Raw genomic sequence first — 21465 nt, 5'->3', positions numbered from 1 at the left:
GGCGGAGCAACCCGGACGATAGGGCGATACTGCTGCGTCGATTCACCTTCCGTCGTGTCGTGCGGGACGGTCGCTGTCTCGGTAACGTCAGCCGCAGCCGGGTGGCGACGCCGCCGCACCGCCCGCACGGAGGGGGTGAGGGTCATGCCGCCAGACACCCTGCCCGGTGTGGTGGTCGGGGTCGACATCGGCACCACGAGCACCAAGACCATGGCGTACGACACCGACGGGCGGCTGCTCGCCAGTCACTCCGCCGCCTACCCCCTCGACGATCCGCACCCCGGGTACGCCGAGCAGGACCCGGAGGTGATCCTCGCCGCCGTCGTCGAGTCGATCCGGGCCGTGGTGACCGAGCTGACCGTTCCGGTCTCCGGCCTGGCCTTCTGCTCCGCCATGCACAGCCTCATCGGGCTCGACGCGGCCGGCAACCCGCTCACGCCGTCGGTGACCTGGGCCGACTCCCGCGCCACCCGCCAGGCCGAGCGGCTGCGGGCCGTGCCGTCCGGGCTGGCCCTGCACCGGCGCACCGGTACGCCCATGCACCCGATGTCACCGCTGCCCAAGCTGCTCTGGTTCGCCGAGCAGGAGCCCAAGCTCTTCGAGCGCGTCGCGCACTGGGTCGGCATCAAGGAATGGGTGCTGCTGCGACTCTGCGACGCGCTGGTCACCGACCACTCGATCGCCTCGGCCACCGGCCTGATGAACATCCACACCCTCGAGTGGGACACCGAGGCGCTGACCATCGCCGGCATCACCGAGGAGCAGTTGCCCCAACTGGTCGCCACCACCGCCGTCCTGCCCGGCCTCGCCCCGCGGGCCGCCACCGCCCTCGGCCTGCCGCCACGCACCCCGGTGGTGGTCGGCGCCGGTGACGGACCGCTGGCCAACCTGGGCCTGGGCGCGGTGCACCCCGGCATGGTGGCCTGCTCGATCGGCACCAGCGGCGCCATGCGGGTCATGGTCGAACGCCCCGGCGTGGACCCGCTGGGCGGGGTGTTCTGCTACGCGCTGACCGAGGATCGCTGGGCGGTCGGCGGCGCGATCAACAACGGCGGCATCGTCCTCAAGTGGGCGGGCGCGGCGCTCGCGCCGGAGTTGGGCGAGCACCCCGAGGAGGAGCTGGTAGCCCTCGCGGCCCGCGCCCCGGTCGGCTCGGGCGGGCTCATCATGCTGCCGTACCTGCACAGCGAACGCGCTCCACACTGGAGCGCGCTGCCCCGCGGCGCCTACGTCGGGTTGACCCACGGGCACCGCCGCGAACACCTCGTCCGGGCCGCGATGGAGGGGGTCTGCCAACAGCTCGCTCTGGTGCTCAGCTCCGTGCGCGCCGCCGGCAACGAGGTCCGCGAGATCCGGGCCGGTGGCGGTTTCGCCCGCAGTGGCCTGTGGCGGCAGATGCTCGCCGACGTGCTCGGCATGCCGGTGAGCTTCCCGGCCGGCCGCGAGGGGTCGAGTTTCGGCGCCGCGCTGCTCGGCATGCAGGCGCTGGGCCTGATCCCCAGCATCGACGTGGCGGCCGACCTGGTCCGCATCGAGGAGGTCATCCGCCCCGACCCGGCCGCCGCCGCCACGTACGCGGCGCTGCTGCCGCTCTTCGCCGAGCTGTACGACGCGCTGGTGCCCACCTTCACGTCGATGCGTCGGCTGGCACCCGGCCTGCCCGCCGAGCCGGCCACCCCCGCAGGACCACCGATGTAGGCCCTTCGGCCGGCCCCGCCCAGGGCCGACCCCCGTCCCGAAGGTCGTGATCGCCGTGCTCCCACCCCTCGCCCTCGCCGAACCGCTGACCTCCCTCGCCACGCCGGCCTGGCTCACCGCGCCGGCCTCTCTCGCGGCCCCGGCCTCGTTCGCGGCCCCGGCTTCGTTCGCGTTGCCGGCCTCGCTCGCGGCACCGGCCGAGCCGGTCACCACCGCCGGCGACGGCCAACTCGTCGTCGCCGCGCTGCTCGGCATCGTCGCCGTGGTGCTGCTGATCGCCTGGGCCAAGGTCCACCCGTTCCTGTCGCTGATCCTCGGCGCGGCGGTGCTCGGCGTGGTCGCCAGCGTCGCGCCCGACAAGATGATCACTTCGTTCACCGGTGGCGTCGGCACCACTGTCGGCGGCGTCGGGCTGCTGATCGCGCTGGGGGCCATGATCGGCGGTCTGCTCGCCGAGTCCGGTGGCGCGGACGGCATCGTCAACCGGGTCGTCGGCCGGGTGTCCGGCCGCGCGCTGCCCTGGGCGATGGCCGGGGTGGCGGCGCTCATCGGGTTGCCGCTCTTCTTCGAGGTCGGCGTGGTGCTGCTGGTGCCGATCGTGCTGCTCGTCTCGATGCGGACCGACGTACCGCTGATGAAACTCGGCATCCCGGCGCTGGCCGGCCTGTCGGTGCTGCACGGCCTCGTGCCACCGCACCCCGGCCCGCTGGTGGCGATCTCGTCGCTCAACGCCGACCTGGGCCTGACGCTCGGGCTGGGCCTGCTGGTGGCGATCCCCACGGTGATCATCTCGGGGCCGGTCTTCGGCAACTTCATCGCCCGGTACGTGCCGGCGACCGCGCCGGCCGCACTGCTGCCCACCCGCCGCCAGCCCGCCACCCCCGCGGGCACAGCCGAAGCGACGGGCACCGCCGGAACGACAGGCACCGCCGGAACGACGGGCACGGCCGGGGCGCCGGACCGGCGCGATGTGGACGGTGACCTGCTCACCGACGACGATCTCGTCAACCCGGGCGGCGGTCAACCGGGCGAGCCGGTGGACGACAGCGGCACGGAGACCGCCCGGCGTACCCCGGCGTTCTGGCCCGCGGTGATCACCGTGCTGCTGCCGGTGGTGCTGATGCTGCTCCGCGCGGTCGGCGAGCTGACGCTGGACGAGGGCACGGCGGGCCGCAAGACGCTCGACATCGTCGGCACGCCGATCGTGGCGCTGCTCGCCGGGGTGATCCTGGCGATGTTCACCCTCGGCTACCAGGCCGGATTCAGCCGGTCCCAGGTTTCCTCGGTGCTCGGCGGTTCGCTGCCCCCGATCGCCGGCATCCTGCTGATCGTGGCGGCCGGCGGCGGGTTCAAGCAGGTGCTGGTGGACGCCGGGGTGGGCAACCTGGTCGCCGACGCCGCCAAGGACGCGAACCTCTCGCCGCTGCTGCTGGGCTGGCTGGTCGCGGTCGGCATCCGGGTGGCCACCGGCTCGGCGACGGTCGCCACCATCACGGCGGCGGGCATCGTGGCACCGCTCGCCGCGACCCTGGATCGGCCGGGGGTGGCGCTGCTGGCACTGGCCATCGGCTGTGGGTCGCTGTTCTTCTCGCACGTCAACGACGCCGGGTTCTGGCTGGTCAAGGAGTACTTCGGCCTGACCGTCGGTCAGACCATCAAGAGCTGGTCGGTGATGGAGACGCTCATCTCGGTGGTCGGCTTCGCCGGCGTACTCCTGCTCGATCTGCTGGTGTAGGGCCCGGGGCGGGGTCAGGCCGCCTCGACGCCGGAGATCAGGTAACGGTGCACGTCGGCGTCGAGGATGGCCGCCGTCTGGGCGTCGCTCGGCCCGGCGCCGCGGAACGCCGCCAACTGCTCCGGGGACTCCCAGCGCTCGAAGACGTGGATGCGGCCCGGGTCGAGTGGATCCGCCGCGAGCAGGAAGTCGAGGCAGCCGGCCGCCGCGCGGGCCTGTTCGATGACCTGCCGGCAACCGGCGAGGTAGTCGTCGCGGGCGTCCGGCTCGACGAGCAGACTGCCGGCAATGATCAACATAGGTGCCTCCCCGGGCCGGGTATCGCTGATGCCCCTGATACCGCAGAGTCATCTTTATACCTCTGAGGTATGTCGCTCCCGGGGACATCGGCTCCCGGACGGGTGACGGCGGTCCCGGCCGCCCCATCCGCCTCCCACGCTTCTTATCGTGCAAACGTGAGAAAAAGCGACAAGAGGCACTCATCTTCCCTGTTCGCGCCGCACCCCCACGTATCCCTCGGGTGGCTGGCGGCGGCGGTCGCCCTGGTCGTCGTCGCGACGACCGGGCCGGCCACCGCCGACGGCCCCGGCCCGGACCGCCAGAGCACGCCGGGGTACGGAACCGAGCCAGCCAACGACGGACCGGCGGGGAACGACGGACCAGCCGACGGCGCATCAGTCGACGGGAACGGGCCGGTGGACGGGGGCGGGCGCAGCGACGAGCCGGGCGTGGAGCCCGGGCCGGAGCGGGCGCCGACCAGTGAGGTGTCCTGGCTGTCGTTTCCCGGCGGTGCGTTCGCGGTGGACTCGCTCGGGCACACCGTGCGATACCGGGCCTGCGACGGCGACACCGGCCGGGTCGCCGATCCGGACATGCGGGTCGCCGCCGGGGTGGCCAGCGGCGAGGTCACCGTCGAGGGCAGGAGCTTCCGCTACCGGGTGCCGCTGATCGGGCGCAGCGCGGGCACACTCGTGGTGTCCGGGCCGCAGGCTCAGCCGGTGGAGCTGACCGGCGTGGTGGTCACCAGCCCGCAGCCACCCACCGACCCGGTCGAGGGCGCCCGGCTGTTCCCGCTCAGCGGGCAGCTCGCCCGGGTGGTCGCCGACGCCAGCCTGAACCCGTCCGGCGCCACCGTTCGGGACCTGTCCGGCCGGTACGGCGACCAGCAGGTCTCGGTCAACGGCGCGCTGCGCCCCAAGGCCGCCAGCGTCATCAAGCTGTGGATCCTGGTGGAGCTGCTGCGCCGGGTCGACTGTGGACAGGTCTCGCTCGACGACGGCGTGCTGGTCACCCCGGCGGACGTGGTCGGCGGCACCGGCCAGCTCCAGTTCGAGACGTTCCCGCAGGTGGTCACGCTGTACCGGCTCGCCCGGTACCTGATCAAGTACAGCGACAACGTCGCGGCCAACGTGCTGATCACCTACCTGGGCGGGTTCGCCCCGGTCAACGCGCTGATCGACTCGATGAACCAGCGGTCCACCATCCTGGCCCGCCGGATGCTCGACAGCGCGGCGGCCCAGCGCGGCGAGGAGAACTACACCAGCCCGGACGACGTGGTGTCGCTGCTCGGCGCGGTCTGGGACGGCGAGATCCTCACCCCGGCCTCCCGCGACCTGATGATCGGCTTCATGCGGGAGCAGACCCTGAACACCAAGATCCCGGCGGCGCTGCCACCCGGAGTTCCGGTGGCCCACAAGACCGGCGACCTGCCGGACGCCTCCCACGACGTCGGCTACTACCTGATCCCCGGCACCGAGACCGCCGTCGCGTTCCTCACCGCCGGCCCGATGGCGACCGGCGACGAGACCGTCCGCCGGATGGCCCGGACCGTCTACGACTTCCTGGTCACCCCGAGCGACGGATCGGTGGAGGAGTGAACCGGCGTCAGGCGCCGGGGATGTTCGCCGGCGGGTCCTCCCCGACCAGGTCGGCCGCCGGCGGATCGGCCGTCACCGGCAGCCCGAAATCCGAGTACGTCAGGTCGAGTTGAGCCGTCTTCTCCTGCTCGGTGGCCAGCTCGATCCGGTAACGCACCAACCGGCCCTGCTCGTCCACGCTGGCGGTGAAGGGCACCTTCGCGGCCCGGTCGCCGAGCACCCCGCCGATCCCGCCGCCCAGGACGGCGGCGCTGTCGCGCAGGTCCAGCGTGCCCGCGTACTCCCGGGTGCCGGTCTGGCGGACGGCGGCCGGTGCGGTCAGCGTGCTGGCCAGCCGGGTGTTGTCCAGGCCCTTGTTGGTGACCGGCCGACCCGGCCTGCCGACGTGCCACCAGGTCTTGCCGTCCCAGACCGGGATCCGGCGGTCCGGGGCGCTGACCCGCACGTAGACGTCTGGACCGGTGCTCAGCCGCTCGATCTTCACCTCGCCGTTGGGCACCTTGAGCGAGGTGGTCTCCGTGCCGCGTCGCGCCTTCGGGTCCCACACCAGGACCGTGGTGTCCCCCTCGGCCGTTCCGCCGCTGCCCACCGTCAACCGGTACGGCTGTTCGTCGACCTTCGCGGCGGCGGCGACCAGCACACCGGCCGGATCGGTCGGGGCCGGAGCCGCGCCGGTCGCCGCGGTCGACGTGCCGGCGGACGGGCGGCCCGCGTCCGGCTCGTCACCGGCGGCGACCAGGGCCCACACGCCGGCCGCGACCGCCACGACGAGGACAGCGCCGACGGCGACCAGCTTGGGTTTCTGCACGGTCATCTCCCCTGAGCGGGGCGCGCCCGCCGGCCGGTCGCCGATCGACGCGTACCGCGGTGCGGTCCGGCCAGAGTAGCCGGACCGCACCGACCGCCGTTTCCGGCCGGCCACCTCGTCGATCAGGCGCGGCTGATCGCGTTGGCGTGGATCGCCTCGTGCAGGTACGCCGCGAGGCCGGGGGCGATGTTCTCGTAGTACGCGGTGAACCGCTCGTCGGCCAGGTACATGTCGGCCAGCCCGGTGTGCATCTCGTACGAGCACTCGTAGAACCAGCGGCTGATGAGCTGCCGGTGCTCCTCGGCCAGATCCATCGCCTCCGGGCCGTCCGCCGGTGCGCCCGAGGCCAGCAGCGCGACGATCCGCCGGCCCCAGTCCTCGTTCTCGGCCCTGTGGCGCAGCCAGTCGTCCTTGCGGTAGCCGGCGACCCGCCGGTTCGACTCCCGGTACGCGTCGGTGTCACCCCAGCGCCGCTCCGCCTCGGCCTCGTGCTCCTCCGGCCTGAAGTCGCCGAAGACCTCGAACCGTTCCTCCGGCGTGAGTTGGATGTTCAACTTGCTCGCCTCCATCGCGAACTCGACCGCCGCGACCATCTCCTGCAACCGCTTGATCCGTACCGTCAGCAGCTCGTGCTGTCGGCGCAGGTGCGCGGCCGGGTCGGCCGCCGGGTCGTCGATGATCGCGGTGATCTCCTCAAGTGGGAAACCCAGCTCGCGGTAGTACAGGACGATTTGCAGCCGCTGCAGGTCCGCGTCGTCGTAGCGGCGGTAGCCGGTCGGCGTCCGGCCGCTGGGCGAGAGCAGGCCGATCTCGTCGTAGTGGTGCAGCGTCCGTACCGTTACGCTGGCGATCTTCGCCACCTGACCCACCGTGTACGCCATGGTTCCCCTCCCTTCCGGGAACCAGACTCCCGCCTGCCGTTACGTCAGGGTCAAGCCCGATTCTGACCCACCGTGGCGGGGCTGTCCGGACGCCCGTACAGATAGCCCTGGCCGCGTGGGCAGCCGATCGCGGTGACCGCGTCGTGCTGGCGTTCGGTCTCCACGCCCTCGGCGATCACCGCCAGGTCGAACGCGCCGGCCAGCCGGGTGACCATCTCCACGGTGGCGTACGCCCGGTCGTCCGTGCCCAGCCGCGCCACGAACGACCGGTCGATCTTCAGCTCGGTGGCCGGGATGCGGTGCAGGTAGCTCAACGACGAGTAGCCCGTACCGAAGTCGTCGATGGCGATCTGGATGCCCAGCTCACGCAGCTGGTGCAGCCGTTCCAGCACCGCGTCGGTCCCCTCGATCAACGCCGACTCGGTCAGCTCCAGCGTCAGCGCGCGCGGCGCCAACCCGGCGCTGGCGGTGGCCGCCGTGACCGTGGCGATCAGGTCGGGCCGGCGCAGGTGTGCCGCGGCGATGTTCACCGCGACCGTCGCCTCCGGCGCGCGGGCCCGCCAGGTCGCCGCCGCCCGACACGCCTCGTGGATCACCCAGCGGTCGATCGGGAGGATCAGCCCGGTCTCCTCGGCCAGCGGCAGGAACTTCGCCGGCGGCAACATCCCGAGTCGAGGGTGCCGCCAGCGCACCAACGCCTCGGCGCTGCGGACCGCGCCGCTGGACAGGTCGACGATGGGCTGGAACTCCAGGTGCAGTTGCTCCTCGTCGACGGCCCGGCGCAGGTCGGCGATCAACTCCGCCCGGGACACGGCCGACTCGCGCAGGCCCGGGGTGCACGTCCGGTACGCGGACTTGCCGGCCGCCTTCGCCGCGTACATGGCGATGTCGGCGTCGCGCAGGAGGTCGGTGTGCGAGGCGTGCTGCGGCCCGTACTCGGCGATGCCGATGCTCGCCGACGGGTGCACGCCCACGTCCTCGTCACCGTCGGAGGGCCGCAGGGCGTCCAGCAGACGTTCGGCCAGCCGCTCCGGCGACACCGGCCCCTCCCCCTCGACCAGCACCGCGAACTCGTCCCCGCCGAGCCGGGCGATGGTGCCGTCGCCACCCACCGCCGTCCGCATCCGAGCCGCCAAGCCGGTCAGCAGGGTGTCGCCGGTGGCGTGCCCGAACCGGTCGTTGACCTGCTTGAACCCGTCGAGATCGAGCAGCAGGACGGCCACCGGCCGACCGTCGCGCAGAGCCAGGCGCAGCAGCCTGTTGAACAGCAGCCGATTCGGTAGGCCGGTGAGCTGGTCGCCGTACGCGAGCCGACGCAGTCGCGCCACCAGGCGCAGGTTCTCGTTGGCGGCCAGCCCCTGACGCACGGCGAGAGCGGCGAGCAACGCCATCATGGACACGAATACCAGCGGCGGGGTCTGGCCGGTGGGCCGGCGGGCCAGCAGCACCGCGATGATCGCCCCACCGACCGGCAGGTACGGCAGCGCCACCCGCCACCACGGTGGCAGCGGTGACTCCGCGGTCTCGTCGGTGCCGTCGCAGTCCGGCGGCGGCCGGTTCCCGGTGGCCAGGCCGATCAGCAGGTAACTCAGCGGCCAGCACAGGTCGATGGGGTGACCAGCGGCGTAGTCACCGCGGGCGACCAGCGAGACGTAGACGACGTCGGCGACCACCCGGATGGTGAGGCTCACGGCGAGCACGCTCATCGGCCGCCACAGTGGTCGCGTCGGCCCGGCCACCGCCACCAGGATGGTGAGCTGCATCAGGTCGAACATCGGGTAGAGCAGCCCCAGCGTGCGCGCCGGGTCGGCCAGCTCGGCGGCGGCGACCCCGCGGAACACCAGCACCCAGCCGATCGGCACCAGGGCCAGCGCGACGATCACGCCGTCCAGCAGCGTCCGGGCCCGCCCCACCCCGGTCCGGGGCCCGGACGGGGAGCTGAGCAGCGCGGCGGTGCCGGTGAGGATGCCGGCGGTGAAGACCACCCCGACCAGCGGGGTGTGCGGCAGGTCTCCGCCGACGAGCCGCTGCGCCGTCCAGGTCGCCCGGCCCAGCGCGGCGAGCGCCATGGTGAGCGCGAGCAGCGTCCAGAATCGGCGCAGCGGGGCCGGGTGTCGACGGGCCACGCCGGCACAGGCGACGGTCGCCCAGCCGGCCACCAACAGCGCGCCCACGTCGCTGACCAGCGCGGCGCCGGGCAGCGCGGCGGCCAACCAGCCGGCCTCCACGACCAGGACCGCAACCGCGACGATCGGGCCGATGGGCTTGAGCTGCCCCGCGGCCTGCTTCACGTCCTGTCGCGACACGGTCGCTCCGGCTCTTCGTCGTGTGTGCACAGTCGGGCGGACCGGTCCACGGCAAACCCCGAAAGCCTAGCCAGCGCCCGGGAACGCCGCCAGGGCCGAACATCCAGGTCGATGCGGTCTGCCCGGGCCTTCGTGACGGCCTGTGTCGCGCACCGGCCGGCGGGTCAGGTCAGCGGCCGGCGGAGCGGTTCCAGGGTGAGCGGGGCAGCGCGGTGCCGGCCAGCGGGCGGCGCACGGGTCGACGCAGACGCCGGCCGGGGGTGCACGGCGGGCGGGCGGCGGTGTGCACGACGGGTCCGGTCGACGACGGTCGACCGATCAGCCAGCACAGGAAGCGGGCCATCTGCGGCTCAGCCGACCGGGAGGCGCTGGGCGTCGGACTTGGCGATCTCGTACTGCGCCCCACAGAACGTGCACTGCTGCGCGTACCGGGTGCGGATCGGGATGAGGGGGATGAAGAAGAGGGTGAATTTCGTCGACCGGCGGGTGATCACCTGCGCGGCGTGGTTACCGCAGTGGCGGCAGACCTGCTGCACGACACCGGACCGGTCGACCTTGGTACGCAGACCAAAGATGAAGAACATCGCCCGGCAGTACCCACTCCACCCCGAAAAGTCACCGAACCCGGGGCACCGATCGGTTCGACAGTCGCAGTGACAGTGTATAGCTATTGGTATACTCCTCGGGTGCCGCAGGATGAGTGGGACGTCTTCGTCGTCGACGAGGTCCGTGCCTGGATCGACAGCCTCGACGAGGCGACATTCGTCCGGGTCGTCCAGGCCATCGACGCGCTCGCCGAAGCAGGACCGGGGCTGGGCCGCCCCCTGGTCGACACGATCAGGGGGTCGTCGCTGGCGAATCTCAAGGAGTTGCGACCCGGCACCGTCCGCATCCTCTTCGTTTTCGACCCGTGGCGCGCCAGCATCCTGCTGGTCGCGGGCGACAAGGCGGGCCAGTGGCAGAGCTGGTATCAACAGGCCATCCCGCTCGCCGAACAACGCTATGAGATCTACTTGAAGGAACGCGCACAGCAGGAGGGGGGCCAGCGGTGAGTGGACATGTGCGGTGGTCGGATATTCGGTCGGAGTACGTACAGCGGGCCGGCGGCGAGGAGGCCGTTGCGGCCGGAAAGCAGGAGTTGCTCGCGCAAGTCGTCGGGCATCGCCTCGCCGAGGTACGACGCGCCCGCGGCCTCACTCAGCAGCAGGTGGCCGAGCGCATGGGGGTGACCAAGGGGCGGGTCTCCCAGATCGAGCAGGGCCGGATTTCCGGCCAGGAAGTGGTTGCCCGGTACGCCGTCGCCCTCGGCGGCCGACTCCACCAGGCCATCTACTTCGACGACGGTGATATCGCCGCCATCGCGTGAGCCGCCTGCCGACAGCACCCTCTCCCCACCCACAAGATCGTGCTCGATCCAGGATGTAATGGCCTCTGGCGTGAACGAGGCGACTACATCCCTGATCGAGCACGATCAAGGCGCGACGGTCAGCTGGCGGGCTCGGGCTCCAGGCCGGGCACCTCGGTCGAGATCCAGATCGGCTGCCAGCCCGGCACCTCGTGGAAGCGGCGCAGCTCGGCCAGGCCGGACACCGACCCGCTCCAGGCAGCGTACGGGGGGTTGGTCTCGTCGAAGCCGCTCTGCACGAAGGTGAGCGTGGTCCGGCCGTTGGACTCGGCCAGCTCCCAGTTCGTGACGCCTGTCGGTCCCCAGTCCACGGACATCCTCCGGCCCGGCTCCAGGTCGACGATCTTGGCCGCGTACCCGGTCTCGAAGCCACCCATCGCGTACCGGCCGCCGACCCACGGCTCGATCCCGATGGGGTAGCCGAACCAGGCGCTGGACTGCTCGGAGTCGGTAAGCGACTCCCACACCTTGTCCATGGGGGCGGCGATGACCAGCTCGCCGCGCAGGTCGGCGGAGGTGAAGTCGGTACGCGGCAGGAGCGGCCGACCCTCCAGGTGGGCGGCCAGGTTGGCGATGGACAGCGCCCAGAACGTCTGGAGCACGCCCCGGATGCTGGAACCGCTCATCGCCTCGGCGAAGTCGAAGTGGCTCTGGGTCAGCGTCAACACGGTGCTGTCCGTGCTCTCGGCGGTCAACTGGAGCTCGGTGGTGGTCTCCACCCCGTCGAGCAACCAGCCGAAGCGCAGCGTGTCGTCGTCGGCGTGCAGCAGGCGCTGGTGCGGGGCGTCACCCTCGGGCGTGTAGCGGCCCCAGAACTCGTACCGCTGGGGCAGCTCGACCTCGGCGTGCTCGGCCAGCCAGAGTCGCAGCTCGGCCGGGTCGGTCAGGGCCTCGCGGACGCGCCCGACGGGCGCGGAGAGACGGGCCTGGACCTTCAACGCTTCACTCATTGTCGTTTCCTTTCGGATAGCAGGCGACGGCGAGCTTGAAGGCGTCTCCTTCACTGCCGCCGTAACGGGCGAACAGGTCCTGAAGTGCGGTTTGCAGGTCCTGCAGGAACTGCGGGCGCTGCTCCGCGGGCACCCGGATCTCCCCGGAGACCCCGATCGACGGCAGCTCGGGCGCGGCCCGGTCCAGGGCGGCGACGTCCGCCTGGACCTCCTCCATCAGGTCGAGCAGGTAGCCCAGGCTCAGCTCGTCGCGGGCCCGGCGCAGCCCGATCCGGCCGACCAGCCGCGGGGAGAGCCAGTAGGACCGGGCGGCGGCCTGGTAGATGCCTTCGGTGATGCCGCGGACCTTGCGCTCGTTGACCAGCTCGACCAGGCCGGCCGCGACGAGCTGCTTGACGTGGTAGTAGACGCGCTGCGGCGTCTGGTCGAGTCGGGCCGCGACCTCCGTGCAGGTGCGCGGTTCGGCGAGTTGCCGCAGCACCTCGACACGCTGCGGCTTGAGCAGGACTTCGGCCTGCTCGATCTGCTCCAGGTACAGGACGTCTCTCATGGCAAAATCAGTTTGTACGTACAAAACTTGTTTGTCAATCGCTTCGCGAAAAGCCGCGCCGACTTCTCGACGCGGCTTCAGGCGACGCTCAGCAGGTGGTCAGGGCAACCAGTCCGGGCGCAGCGGGTAGCCGTTCACACCGTCCGGGCCGTTGTGGGTGGCCAGCACCTGGTGCAGCTGGATGCCGTTGCGCTCGAACGCCATCCGCGACCCGGCCATGTAGAGGCCCCACACCCGGGCGGTCCCCGCGCCCACCTCCGAGACGCAGAAGTCCCAGTGCTCCACCAGGTTGCGACACCACGCGGCAAGCGTCAGCGCGTAGTGCTGGCGCAGGTTCTCCTCGTGGTGCACCTCCAGCCCGGCGTCGTGCACCTCGCTGATCAGCCGACCCGGGCCGGCCAGCTCACCGTCCGGGAAGACGTACCGGTCGATGAACGCGCCCGAGCGGTGGGGCGCCCGGTTGTCGGCCCGCGTGATGGTGTGGTTCAGCAGCCGTCCACCCGTACGCAGCCGCGACCGCAGCGCGCCGAAGTAGGACGGGTAGTTGCGCACCCCGATGTGCTCGGTCAGACCGATCGAGGAGATGGCGTCGAACTGCTCCGCCGGCGCGTCCCGGTAGTCCAGGTGCCGCACCTCGGCCAGCTCGCTCAACCCCTCCCGCTCGATCGCCGCCTGCGCCCACTGCGCCTGCGCCTTCGACAGGGTCACCCCGAGCGCCTTCACGCCGTACTCCCGCGCGGCGTGCCGGACCATGCCACCCCAGCCGCAGCCCACGTCGAGCAGCCGCATGCCCTTCTTCAGCGCCAGCTTGGCGGCGACCAGGTCGTACTTCGCCGCCTGGGCCTGCTCCAGCGTGTCGTCCGGGGACCGGTAGACCGCGCAGGTGTACGTCATCGACGGGCCGAGCACCTTCTCGTAGAAGGCGTTCGAGACGTCGTAGTGGTGCGAGATCGCCGTGCTGTCGCGCACCCGCGAGTGCCGCAGCCCGTTCATCACCCGCTTCCAGCGTGGCAGCGCCTCCTGCGGAGGGGCCGGCGGGGGCAGCAGCCGCTCCCAGCCCAGCCCGCGCACCAGCGCCACCCCGTCGGCCACCGACGGTGGGCGCAGCCGCAACTCGTCCTTGAGCACCCGCAGCGCCTCGTACGGGTCGCCCGGATGCACCCCCTGCAACGCCAGGTCACCGCTGACGTACGCCCGGGCCATGCCCAGGTCACCGGGGGCGGTGAGCAGGTACGACAAACCCCGCTCGGAACGGATCGACAGGGTGATGCCGGCGTCGGCCGGGCCGACGGCGCTGCCGTCGTACCCGGTGATCCGCACCGGCAGCGGCCCGGCGGTGACCGCGCGGACGACGTCCGCCACGGTCGGACCGGTGCGCCGGCCCCCCGCCGGCGGGGTGGCGGGAACGCTCGCCGCCCCCTGGTCTCGATCGGTCAGGCTCATGCTCGTGCTACCGCCTTCTCGTACAGTCCCGTCAGCCGGTGGTCCGGGTCGTAGCGGTCCTTCACCGCGCGCCAGGTCTCGCCGCCGTAGAGGCGATCGAAGGCGTCCCGGTCGTAGTACGCGTCGGAGTAGAGCGACTTGTGCCCGCCCGACTCCGACACCCTGCGTTCGATCGTGCGGTTGACGTCGCCGTCGGCGGCGCCGGGCGCGATCGGCACGCTCCCCCAGAAACCAATGTTGACGTAGTCCTGCCCCGCGTGGAGCGGATACAGCGGCCACGACCGCGCGGAACCGGGACCCTCCGGTTCGCGCAACCGCAACGGGCAGAGCCACACCGGGGTCATCCCCACGCTGTCCGCGAACCAGCGCAGGAAGTCGGCCGTGCGGTCCAGCGGGATCTCCACGTCCTGCACGACCCGCTCACGGGCCGGCTGGCCGCGCAGCCGGTCGATCCGGGCCGCCACCTGGTGCCGGTGCTCGAGGCGGACCAGTCGGTGGTAGACGTCGCTGCGCCGGTAACGCGCCGGCCAGAGCCTGCGCACGACCGGGTGCTGCGCGCCGAACGCCGCCGAACACCAGAACCAGTCGGTGTCCCAGCGCCACAGATAGTCGTACGCGGTCAGCACGTCCCGGGTGCGCCGGCGCAGCGACCGGTAGTAGATCTCCTGGCCGGTGTAGTCGCTGGGCGGGTCGGCCGCGTCGGTGAAGGTGCCCAGGATCAGGTACGCCTCACCGGGGCTGAACATCACGCCGTCCATCACGTCGACCGGTTCGCCGGCCCAGGACCGGGTGGCGGTCACCTCGGCGATCGCGTCGGTGAGCGCCTCCAGTTGGGTGAACCGGATGTTGCGCAACGCCACGTACCGGCCGACCGGTTGCAACTCGATGCGCAGCCGGGTGGCGTACCCGAGGCTGCCCAGCGAGTTGGGGAAGGCGGTGAACAGGTCGGCGTGCTCCCCGTCCGGCCGGGCGGTGACGATCTCGCCGGAGCCGGTGAGGATGTCCATCTCGTGTACCGACTCGTGGGGCAGGCCGTTGCGGAACGAGGTCGACTCGATCCCGAGGCCGGTCACCGCCCCGCCCAGGGTGATGGTGCGCAGTTGCGGCACCACCAGGGGCATCAGCCCGTGCGGCAGCGTCGCGTCGACCAGGTCCTCGTACGTGCACATGCCCTGCACGTCGGCGGTCCGGGCGGTCGCGTCCACCGCGAGCACCCGGTTGAGGCCACTCACGTCGAGGCCCGGGGTCCGGGGAGCGGACCGGGGGCGGAACAGGTTGGAGGTGCGTTTGGCCAGCCGGACAGGCTCGCCCGTGGGCACCGCGGCGTACGACCGCCGCAGCGTGTCCACCGCTTCATCATGGTCAATGGGGTGATCCACACGCTCAGCGCGCATGTGATCACCTTACGCCCGCACCCCGGAAACGGTGGGATGTCGACGCCTGCTGTTTCCCGTCCGACGCCAGGTTCGACGGTTACCGTGGCGGGCATGCCGTCGCCCGCGATCGCCGCCCTGGACTCCGCCGGACTGCCATATCGGCTGGTCAGCCACGGTGCGGTCGGCAGCCTCGCGGAGGCCGCCGCGGCCCGGGGCGTGGCCGTCCCGGATGTGGTCAAGACCATCGTCGTCCGCCGGGGTGCCGACGATCACCTGTTCGTGCTCACCCCGGGCGACCGGGTCGTCTCCTGGCCCAAGCTGCGCGCCCTGCTCGGTGTGCAGCGCATCTCCATGCCGGACGCGGCGGGCGCCCTGGCCGCCACCGGGTACGAGCGCGGCACGATCACCCCGTTCGGCGCGAGCACCGCGTGGCCGGTGATCGCGGACGAGCGACTGCGCGGCCGGGAGATCACCCTCGGCGCGGGCGAGCGCGGTCTCGCCGTCGCGGTCGACGCCGACGCGGCCATCACCGCCCTCGGCGCGACTGTGGCCGACGTCACCGACCCGCAGCCCACCCGCTGATCGCACCGGGCTGGCTGCGGCCGGCCGGCGTGGCCGGGCTGGCCCCGGCCCGCCGTGGTGGGTGAGGATGGCCCGTATGTCCCTGCCCGAGGAACGCCCCGATCCCGCCGGCACCGTCTACGGCGGTCGGCGGAGAGCTCGTTCCGGGCCGCTGGCCGACCCGCTGCTGCGGGTGGCGTTGGCGGTCGGGCTGGTGGGCGTACTCCTCGGGTTGGTCTTCGCCACCGGCCTCCTCGACGGCGACGACGAAGCGGTGGTGCCCGCCGCGGTCACCGCGCCGTCCAGCGTGGCCGAGCCGACCATCCCGGCGGCCGAGCCGAGCCCGACCCCCTCGGTCGAGCCGTCGCCGACCCCGTCGGCCACCCCGGCCGTCCCGACCACCGGGCCCCGCGTGCTGCGGTCGCCCTCCGGGCTCTGCCTCGGGCTCGACGGTGACGGTGAGAAGGCGCAGGCCGAGTTGGCCGCCTGCACCGGCGGCCCGGAGCAGCAGTGGGTCGTCAACCCGATCGGAACGGACGTGGTGACGTTGACCAACGCCGCCCACGGGCAGTGCCTCGACGTCGAGGGCGGCAGCGGTGACGACGGGGCGACGGTGCAGCAGTTCCCCTGCCACGGTGAGGCCAACCAGCAGTGGCGGCTGAGCCCGACCGGCACCGGCCCGGTGCTGGTCGTCGCGGTGCACAGCGGTAAGTGCGCGCAGGCCGACGACGACGGCGCCGAGGCCGGGGACGAGATCCGGCAGCGGCCCTGCGACGGCCGGCCCGCCCAGCAGTGGACGCTGGGCTGACTCAGCCCCGGAAGCTCCACGCACGGGGTGCGGTCGCGGCGACCAGGACGGCCTCCGGCACCGGCCGGCCCGGCCGTCGGCGCAGCAGCAACGACAGCCCGGCGGCGCCGATCGACAAGGCGCCGGCCACGTACCAGGCCAGCGCGTAGTCGCCGAGCCGGTCGCGGACCAGCCCCGCGCCGGTCGCCGCGATGGCCGCCCCGAACTGGTGCGCGGCGAACACCCAGCCGAACACCACCGCCCCGGCGCCGCCGAAGTACTCCCGGCACAGCGCGACCGTCGGCGGCACGGTGGCCACCCAGTCCAGGCCGTAGAAGACGATGAACACCAGGATGCTCGGCTCGGCCGTCCCCGCGAACAGGCTCGGCAACACCAGCAGCGACAACCCGCGCAGGGCGTAGTAGGCGCCGAGCAGCAACCGGCTGTCCACCCGGTCGGTGAGCCAGCCCGAGGCGATCGTGCCGACGATGTCGAAGAGCCCCACCAGCGCGAGCAGCCCGGCCGCCGTGGTCTCGGCCATGCCGTGGTCGTGCGCGGCCGGCACGAAGTGCGTACCGACGAGGCCGTTGGTGGTGGCGCCGCAGATCGCGAACCCGCCGGCCAGCAGCCAGAACGGCCGGGTCCGGGCCGCGGCGGCCAGCGCGCCCAGCGCCCGGGTCGCCGCGCCGCCGGTCGGCGGCGGCGCCGCGACGACCTCGGTCGCGCCGTAGGCGGGCAGGTCGAGATCCGCCGGGTGTTCGCGCAGCAGCCACACCACCAGGGGTACGACCGCCAGCGCGGCTCCGGCCACGACGAGCGCCGCCGTGCGCCACCCGTGGTCGCGCACCAGCACGGCGATCAGCGGCAGGAAGATCAGTTGGCCGGCCGCCCCACCCGCGGTCAGCACCCCGGTGACGAGGCCCCGTCGTCGGACGAACCAGCGCCCGGTGACGGTCGCCACGAACGCCAGCGCCATCGAGCCGGTGCCCAGGCCGACGAGGACGCCCCAGCACAGCAGCAACTGCCAGCTCGCGGTCATGAAGACCGTCAGGCCACTGCCGGCGGCGACCAGCAGCAGCGCCACCGAGACCACCCGCCGGATGCCGAACCGGTCCATCAGCGCGGCGGCGAACGGCGCGGTGAGCCCGTAGAGGAGCAGGTTGACCGAGACCGCCGCGGAGATGGTGGCGAGCGGCCACCCGAACTCCGCGTGCAACGGGTGCAGCAGCACCGACGGGGTGGCGCGGAAGCCGGCCGCGCCGACCAGAGCCACGAAGGCAACGGCGGCGACGAGCCAGGCGGGGTGCAGGCGACGGTTCTTGGTCACGCTGATCAGTCTGAGTCGCGCCCTCGCTGGCGACGAGTGGCCGGAAAGCCATCAGGCGCAATAATCGGGCCATGAGCACTGGCCCGCACCGGATCGCCGTCCTCGCCCTCGAACAGGTCGTCGGCCTCGATCTGGGCACCCCGTCCCAGGTCTTCAGCACCGCCCGGGGCGCGGACGACGAGTACCGCTACGACGTGCGGGTGTGCACCCCGGGTGGGCGGCCGGTCCGCAGCACCGCCGGCTTCCAGGTGCTCCCCGACCATGGGCTGGAGCTGCTCGACACCGCCGACACGGTGATCGTCCCCGGCATCCACGACGGCGCCGCGCTGACCTCGGGCGGCATCGATCCGGAGGTGGCCGAGGCGCTGCGGTCGGCGTACGACCGGGGCGCCCGGATCATGTCGATCTGCACGGGGGCGTTCGTGCTGGCCGCGGCCGGCCTGCTCGACGGACGCCGGGCCACCACCCACTGGGCGTACGCCGAGCGGTTCCGCCGCCTGTACGACCGGGTGGACCTCGACCCGGACGTGCTCTTCATCGTCGACGACCGGGTGTTCACCTCGGCCGGAGTGGCCGCCGGCATCGACCTCTGCCTGCACGTCATCCGCCTCGACCATGGCAGCGAGGTCGCCAACCGGGCGGCCCGCCGCTGCGTGATGCCGCCATGGCGCGACGGTGGGCAGGCGCAGTACATCGAGCAGCCGGTGCCGAAGGCGACCGACACCAGCACGGCGGGCGCCCGGGAGTGGGCGCGGCAGCGACTGCACGAGCCGATCGCGCTGCGCGACCTGGCCGAGCAGGCGCGGATGAGCGTGCGCACCTTCACCCGACGCTTCCGCTCGGAGACCGGCCTGAGCCCGGCCCAGTGGCTGCTGCAACAGCGCACCGACCACGCGCGACTGCTGTTGGAGACGACCGACCTCTCCGTCGACCAGATCGCCCACCGCTGCGGCTTCGGCACGACGGCCGCGCTACGCCAGCAACTCCACCAACGCATCGGCGTGGCCCCGTCCACTTATCGCCGCACCTTCCACCCCCGCCCCGAGCTGGTCGACACGTCGCCCGCGGTCCGCACCCCGGTCTGATCGCCGCCGGCCCGGGCGCGGCGTCGGCTGCCGGCCGCTGTCGCCGCCGCTCTTCACCCAAAGACGACACGACGGTCCTGCGGGAGGCATCGCTGCGAGAAGCGATATACCTGTGAGTCATAGAAATGACTCACAGGTATACCGCTCAGCAGACCGACACCCCGGGGAACGCCACCAACAGCCGACCGTGGGCCGGGCCGGGCCGACCGAGGCCGGGGCCGAGGCGGCTCAGGTGCGGAGCAGGTGCAGTTGGGCCTGGTGTTTGGGGAGGTGGACGCGGGTGTGCAGGTCCAGGGTGCGGGACCAGGGCAGCGGCTCGTCGACGATGAGGTCGAAGCCCTCGCGTAGGTGCGTCTCGACCGGGGTCTCCGCTGCCAGGCCGAGCTGATCGACCAGCCCGCACAGCCGGTCGCTGGTGCCGTGCAGCAGCGCGGTCAGGCCACGCAGACCACCCTGCTCGGCGGCGAGCGCGTCGAGCTGCGGACGGTGGATGTCCTCTTCCATCTCGTAGTAGGCGAACGGCGACCCGGCCAGCAACGCCTCGGTGGCCTGGATCATCAGCTCGTCGTTGGCGACCAGATGCGCGACGATCTGCTCGGCGCTGAGCTGCCCCTCCGGAGCCGGACCGAACCCGCCAGCGTCGACCTCCGCGAACAGGGCGCCGTAAGCCCGCCGCAATCCCCCGCTCTCCATCCCCCCAGTCAACCCGCCCCACCGGGGGTTAGCGGCGGGATTGGCGGGAGCGAAGGTAGTCGCTGACCACGTACTCGCCCAGGTCGTCGGTGTCCGGGGTGAACATGCGGCCCCGGCTGCGCCGGGCCACCGCGTCGACGAAGCGGCGCAGACCCGGGTCGTCGCCGAGCATGAACAGGTTGAGGGTGGCGCCGTAACGGCTGAGCTTGTCCACCTCGCGGACGGTCGCCTCGATCGTCTCCGGCAGCGGCGGCCAGTGGAACAGCGCCTCACCGTCGTCCGGGTCCAGGTGGGCGGTCGGCTCCCCGTCGGTGACCACCAGGACCACCGGCTCGGCGTCCGGATGGCGTCGCAGGTGCCGAGCGGCCAGCCGCAGCGCGTGCTGAAGGTTCGTGCCCTGCTCCATGTCCGGCTCCACCGCCGCCAGCTCCTGCTGGGTGAGGGTCATCGCCTCCCGGCCGAAGCCCACGATCTGCAGGGCGTCCTGTGGGAAACGGGTCTCCATCAGGTGCGCCAACGCCAGCGCCGTCTGCTTCATCGGCCCCCAACGACCCTGCGAGATCATCGAGTACGACAGGTCGACGCAGAGCACCACCGCCGCAGACGCCCGCTTCTCGGTCTCCACCACCTCGAAGTCGTCCACCGCGAGCTGAAGCGGAACCGTCGGACCAGCCCGGCGGACCGCCCGGGTCAGCGTGCGGACCACGTCCAACGGCTGCTCGTCGCCGTACTCCCAGGGGCGGGACGCGCCGCTGACCTCGCCGGCGGCACCCGCCGAGCGCAGGTCGTGCTGGCCGCGCGGCCCGGCGGTCAGCTCGGCGAAGACCCGCCGCAGCGCGGTCCCACCGAGGCGGCGCAGCGCCTTCGGGCTCAGCGTGAGCCCGTCCGCGTCCCGGCCCACCCAGCCCTGCCGGCGCAGCTCCCGCTCCAGCTCACGCAACCGGCGGACGTCGTTGGCGGCGTCGCGGCCCAGCGTCCGGGCCACCGCGTCGACGTCCACGTCGTCCAGCGTGGCCCCGGGGTGTTCCTGGTCGAGCTGGTCCAGCAGGTCGTCCAGCTCGCCGATCTCACCCAGTGCCCCGGCCGCGTCGGCGTAGTCCAGCGGCTGCTCGCCCCGGACCCGCTCGCCACGCCCCCACCGCAGATCCGGTCGCAGCGCCCGCAGGTTCGCGTCGAGCGCGGACAGCTCCCCGGCGAGACGGTCGCCGAGTGACTGTTGCATCAGACCGGCCAGCTCGGCGCGCTGCCGCTCGGAGAGCGAGTTCATCAGCCGCTCACCGGCCGCCGAGCGACGGGCCAGCACGTCGATCAGCTCGTCGACCGTCTCCGGCCGCTCCGGGAAGAAGTCACCGTGCCGGCGCATGAACTCGGCGAACGCGTCGGTGGTGTCCTCCGCGCGGCCGTGCCGGGCCAGCAGGTCGTTCAGGTCCCGCATCATCTCGGCGAGCCGCTGCTGCGCCGCCGGATCGGCGGACGCGCGCACCGCGTCACGCAGCCCGGCGAACCGCTGACCGAGTACGTCGTCGCGGAGCTGGTCGAGGATCTGCTGGTACGAGCGGCGGGCGGCCTCGCTGGCCCACTGGTAGCCGGACAACTCCTCGACCGCCCGGGCGGTGGAGCGGGGCAGGTTGTCCAGCACCGACTCGGCGAACCGCGCGCCGTCGTCGTCGCGGCCCCGCAGCTCGTCGCGCTCGGCGGCGAGGGCCTGGTCGAGCAGCGCCTGGGCTCGGGTCACCGCGCCGTCGAGATCGCCACGGCGCAGCGCCTCGCGGCGCAGCCGTCGCGCTCGGGCGGCCAGGTCGTCGAGCCCGCCACGCCCCTGCGGGCCACGGCGCAGCAGGTCGCGCAGCGCCTCCCGCAGGCTGCCGCCGGCCAGCACCTCGGCGCCGACCGCGTCCACCGCCTCGCGCACGTCGTACGGGGGTGCGAGCGGGTCGGGCCCGCCGTTCCACTGCCCGTACCGGAACCGGTTGCCGGCCATGG

General features: G+C 72.5%; 21 protein-coding genes. 8 read left to right on the top strand and 13 right to left on the bottom strand.

Annotated elements, in window-relative coordinates; translation table 11 throughout:
* Window positions 1–144: 144 nt before the first annotated feature.
* Both ACFYPR_RS08010 and ACFYPR_RS08005 read left to right on the top strand, forming a co-directional pair.
* Window positions 145–1698, top strand: coding sequence for a gluconokinase (locus tag ACFYPR_RS08010; protein ID WP_354855892.1), 1554 nt, complete (start codon window positions 145–147; stop codon window positions 1696–1698).
* Window positions 1699–1870: 172 nt separating this feature from the next.
* A complete protein-coding gene (locus tag ACFYPR_RS08005; protein WP_387259367.1) occupies window positions 1871–3433 on the top strand; it encodes an SLC13 family permease in 1563 nt (520 codons plus the stop codon).
* Between the two features lie 14 nt (window positions 3434–3447).
* Here ACFYPR_RS08005 and ACFYPR_RS08000 read toward each other — a convergent pair whose 3' ends face one another.
* Window positions 3448–3732 carry an antibiotic biosynthesis monooxygenase gene (locus ACFYPR_RS08000; RefSeq protein ID WP_354855893.1) on the bottom strand — a complete coding sequence of 95 codons (285 nt, stop codon included), beginning with the start codon at window positions 3730–3732 and terminating at the stop codon, window positions 3448–3450.
* Between the two features lie 156 nt (window positions 3733–3888).
* Between ACFYPR_RS08000 and ACFYPR_RS07995 the strand changes: the two genes are divergently transcribed.
* Window positions 3889–5310: a serine hydrolase gene (locus ACFYPR_RS07995; protein ID WP_387259031.1), complete on the top strand. Its 1422-nt coding sequence runs from the start codon at window positions 3889–3891 to the stop codon at window positions 5308–5310.
* 7 nt (window positions 5311–5317) lie between these two features.
* Here ACFYPR_RS07995 and ACFYPR_RS07990 read toward each other — a convergent pair whose 3' ends face one another.
* From ACFYPR_RS07990 to ACFYPR_RS07970, 5 genes are all read right to left on the bottom strand, one after another.
* A complete protein-coding gene (locus ACFYPR_RS07990; RefSeq protein ID WP_355063120.1) occupies window positions 5318–6118 on the bottom strand; it encodes a hypothetical protein in 801 nt (266 codons plus the stop codon).
* Window positions 6119–6240: 122 nt separating this feature from the next.
* Entirely contained in the window at window positions 6241–6999 is a 759-nt protein-coding gene (locus tag ACFYPR_RS07985) for a MerR family transcriptional regulator (protein WP_387259028.1), read from the bottom strand.
* Between the two features lie 50 nt (window positions 7000–7049).
* Window positions 7050–9305 carry a putative bifunctional diguanylate cyclase/phosphodiesterase gene (locus tag ACFYPR_RS07980; protein WP_387259025.1) on the bottom strand — a complete coding sequence of 752 codons (2256 nt, stop codon included), beginning with the start codon at window positions 9303–9305 and terminating at the stop codon, window positions 7050–7052.
* Between the two features lie 169 nt (window positions 9306–9474).
* Complete coding sequence (locus ACFYPR_RS07975) at window positions 9475–9648, bottom strand: hypothetical protein (RefSeq protein WP_354863255.1); 174 nt, start codon at window positions 9646–9648, stop codon at window positions 9475–9477.
* Window positions 9649–9655: 7 nt separating this feature from the next.
* Window positions 9656–9889 (bottom strand): zinc-ribbon domain-containing protein, encoded by a 234-nt coding sequence (locus ACFYPR_RS07970; protein ID WP_007455911.1) that lies wholly within the window; start codon window positions 9887–9889, stop codon window positions 9656–9658.
* Between the two features lie 102 nt (window positions 9890–9991).
* On the opposite strand from ACFYPR_RS07970, the gene ACFYPR_RS07965 reads away from it, so the two are divergent.
* Window positions 9992–10357: a type II toxin-antitoxin system RelE/ParE family toxin gene (locus ACFYPR_RS07965; protein ID WP_354863256.1), complete on the top strand. Its 366-nt coding sequence runs from the start codon at window positions 9992–9994 to the stop codon at window positions 10355–10357.
* Complete coding sequence (locus ACFYPR_RS07960) at window positions 10354–10671, top strand: helix-turn-helix transcriptional regulator (protein ID WP_354863257.1); 318 nt, start codon at window positions 10354–10356, stop codon at window positions 10669–10671. Before ACFYPR_RS07965 ends, ACFYPR_RS07960 begins: the two co-directional genes overlap by 4 nt.
* A 119-nt stretch (window positions 10672–10790) precedes the next feature.
* On the opposite strand, the gene ACFYPR_RS07955 is transcribed toward ACFYPR_RS07960, so the two are convergent.
* The 4 genes from ACFYPR_RS07955 to ACFYPR_RS07940 form a co-directional block, all read right to left on the bottom strand.
* The gene (locus tag ACFYPR_RS07955) at window positions 10791–11660 is read right to left on the bottom strand and encodes an SRPBCC family protein (RefSeq protein ID WP_387259023.1); all 870 of its coding nucleotides are present in this window, start codon (window positions 11658–11660) and stop codon (window positions 10791–10793) included.
* Window positions 11653–12210, bottom strand: coding sequence for a helix-turn-helix domain-containing protein (locus ACFYPR_RS07950; protein ID WP_387259021.1), 558 nt, complete (start codon window positions 12208–12210; stop codon window positions 11653–11655). Before ACFYPR_RS07950 ends, ACFYPR_RS07955 begins: the two co-directional genes overlap by 8 nt.
* A 99-nt stretch (window positions 12211–12309) precedes the next feature.
* A complete protein-coding gene (locus tag ACFYPR_RS07945; RefSeq protein ID WP_387259019.1) occupies window positions 12310–13653 on the bottom strand; it encodes a class I SAM-dependent methyltransferase in 1344 nt (447 codons plus the stop codon).
* Complete coding sequence (locus ACFYPR_RS07940) at window positions 13650–15047, bottom strand: FAD-binding oxidoreductase (protein ID WP_387259017.1); 1398 nt, start codon at window positions 15045–15047, stop codon at window positions 13650–13652. Before ACFYPR_RS07940 ends, ACFYPR_RS07945 begins: the two co-directional genes overlap by 4 nt.
* A 93-nt stretch (window positions 15048–15140) precedes the next feature.
* Between ACFYPR_RS07940 and ACFYPR_RS07935 the strand changes: the two genes are divergently transcribed.
* Together ACFYPR_RS07935 and ACFYPR_RS07930 are read left to right on the top strand one after the other, a co-directional pair.
* Complete coding sequence (locus tag ACFYPR_RS07935) at window positions 15141–15611, top strand: YbaK/EbsC family protein (RefSeq protein ID WP_354860779.1); 471 nt, start codon at window positions 15141–15143, stop codon at window positions 15609–15611.
* A 76-nt stretch (window positions 15612–15687) separates the two neighbouring features.
* Window positions 15688–16398 (top strand): RICIN domain-containing protein, encoded by a 711-nt coding sequence (locus tag ACFYPR_RS07930; RefSeq protein WP_387259014.1) that lies wholly within the window; start codon window positions 15688–15690, stop codon window positions 16396–16398.
* Window position 16399: 1 nt separating this feature from the next.
* Here ACFYPR_RS07930 and ACFYPR_RS07925 read toward each other — a convergent pair whose 3' ends face one another.
* Window positions 16400–17704 (bottom strand): MFS transporter, encoded by a 1305-nt coding sequence (locus ACFYPR_RS07925; RefSeq protein WP_354860780.1) that lies wholly within the window; start codon window positions 17702–17704, stop codon window positions 16400–16402.
* Window positions 17705–17775: 71 nt separating this feature from the next.
* Between ACFYPR_RS07925 and ACFYPR_RS07920 the strand changes: the two genes are divergently transcribed.
* Window positions 17776–18789, top strand: a complete 1014-nt coding sequence (locus tag ACFYPR_RS07920) for a DJ-1/PfpI family protein (RefSeq protein ID WP_354860781.1) — start codon at window positions 17776–17778, stop codon at window positions 18787–18789.
* A gap of 228 nt (window positions 18790–19017) precedes the next feature.
* On the opposite strand, the gene ACFYPR_RS07915 is transcribed toward ACFYPR_RS07920, so the two are convergent.
* Both ACFYPR_RS07915 and ACFYPR_RS07910 read right to left on the bottom strand, forming a co-directional pair.
* Entirely contained in the window at window positions 19018–19482 is a 465-nt protein-coding gene (locus ACFYPR_RS07915; RefSeq protein ID WP_354860783.1) for a hypothetical protein, read from the bottom strand.
* A gap of 28 nt (window positions 19483–19510) precedes the next feature.
* Window positions 19511–21463 (bottom strand): VWA domain-containing protein, encoded by a 1953-nt coding sequence (locus ACFYPR_RS07910; protein WP_387259012.1) that lies wholly within the window; start codon window positions 21461–21463, stop codon window positions 19511–19513.
* Between the last annotated feature and the right edge of the window lie 2 nt (window positions 21464–21465).

This window comes from Micromonospora sp. NPDC005254, assembly GCF_042872525.1.
In the GTDB taxonomy this organism is placed as follows: domain Bacteria; phylum Actinomycetota; class Actinomycetes; order Mycobacteriales; family Micromonosporaceae; genus Micromonospora.
The sequence above is the reverse complement of the archived record's forward strand: the minus strand, read 5'-3'. Positions and strand labels throughout refer to the sequence as shown.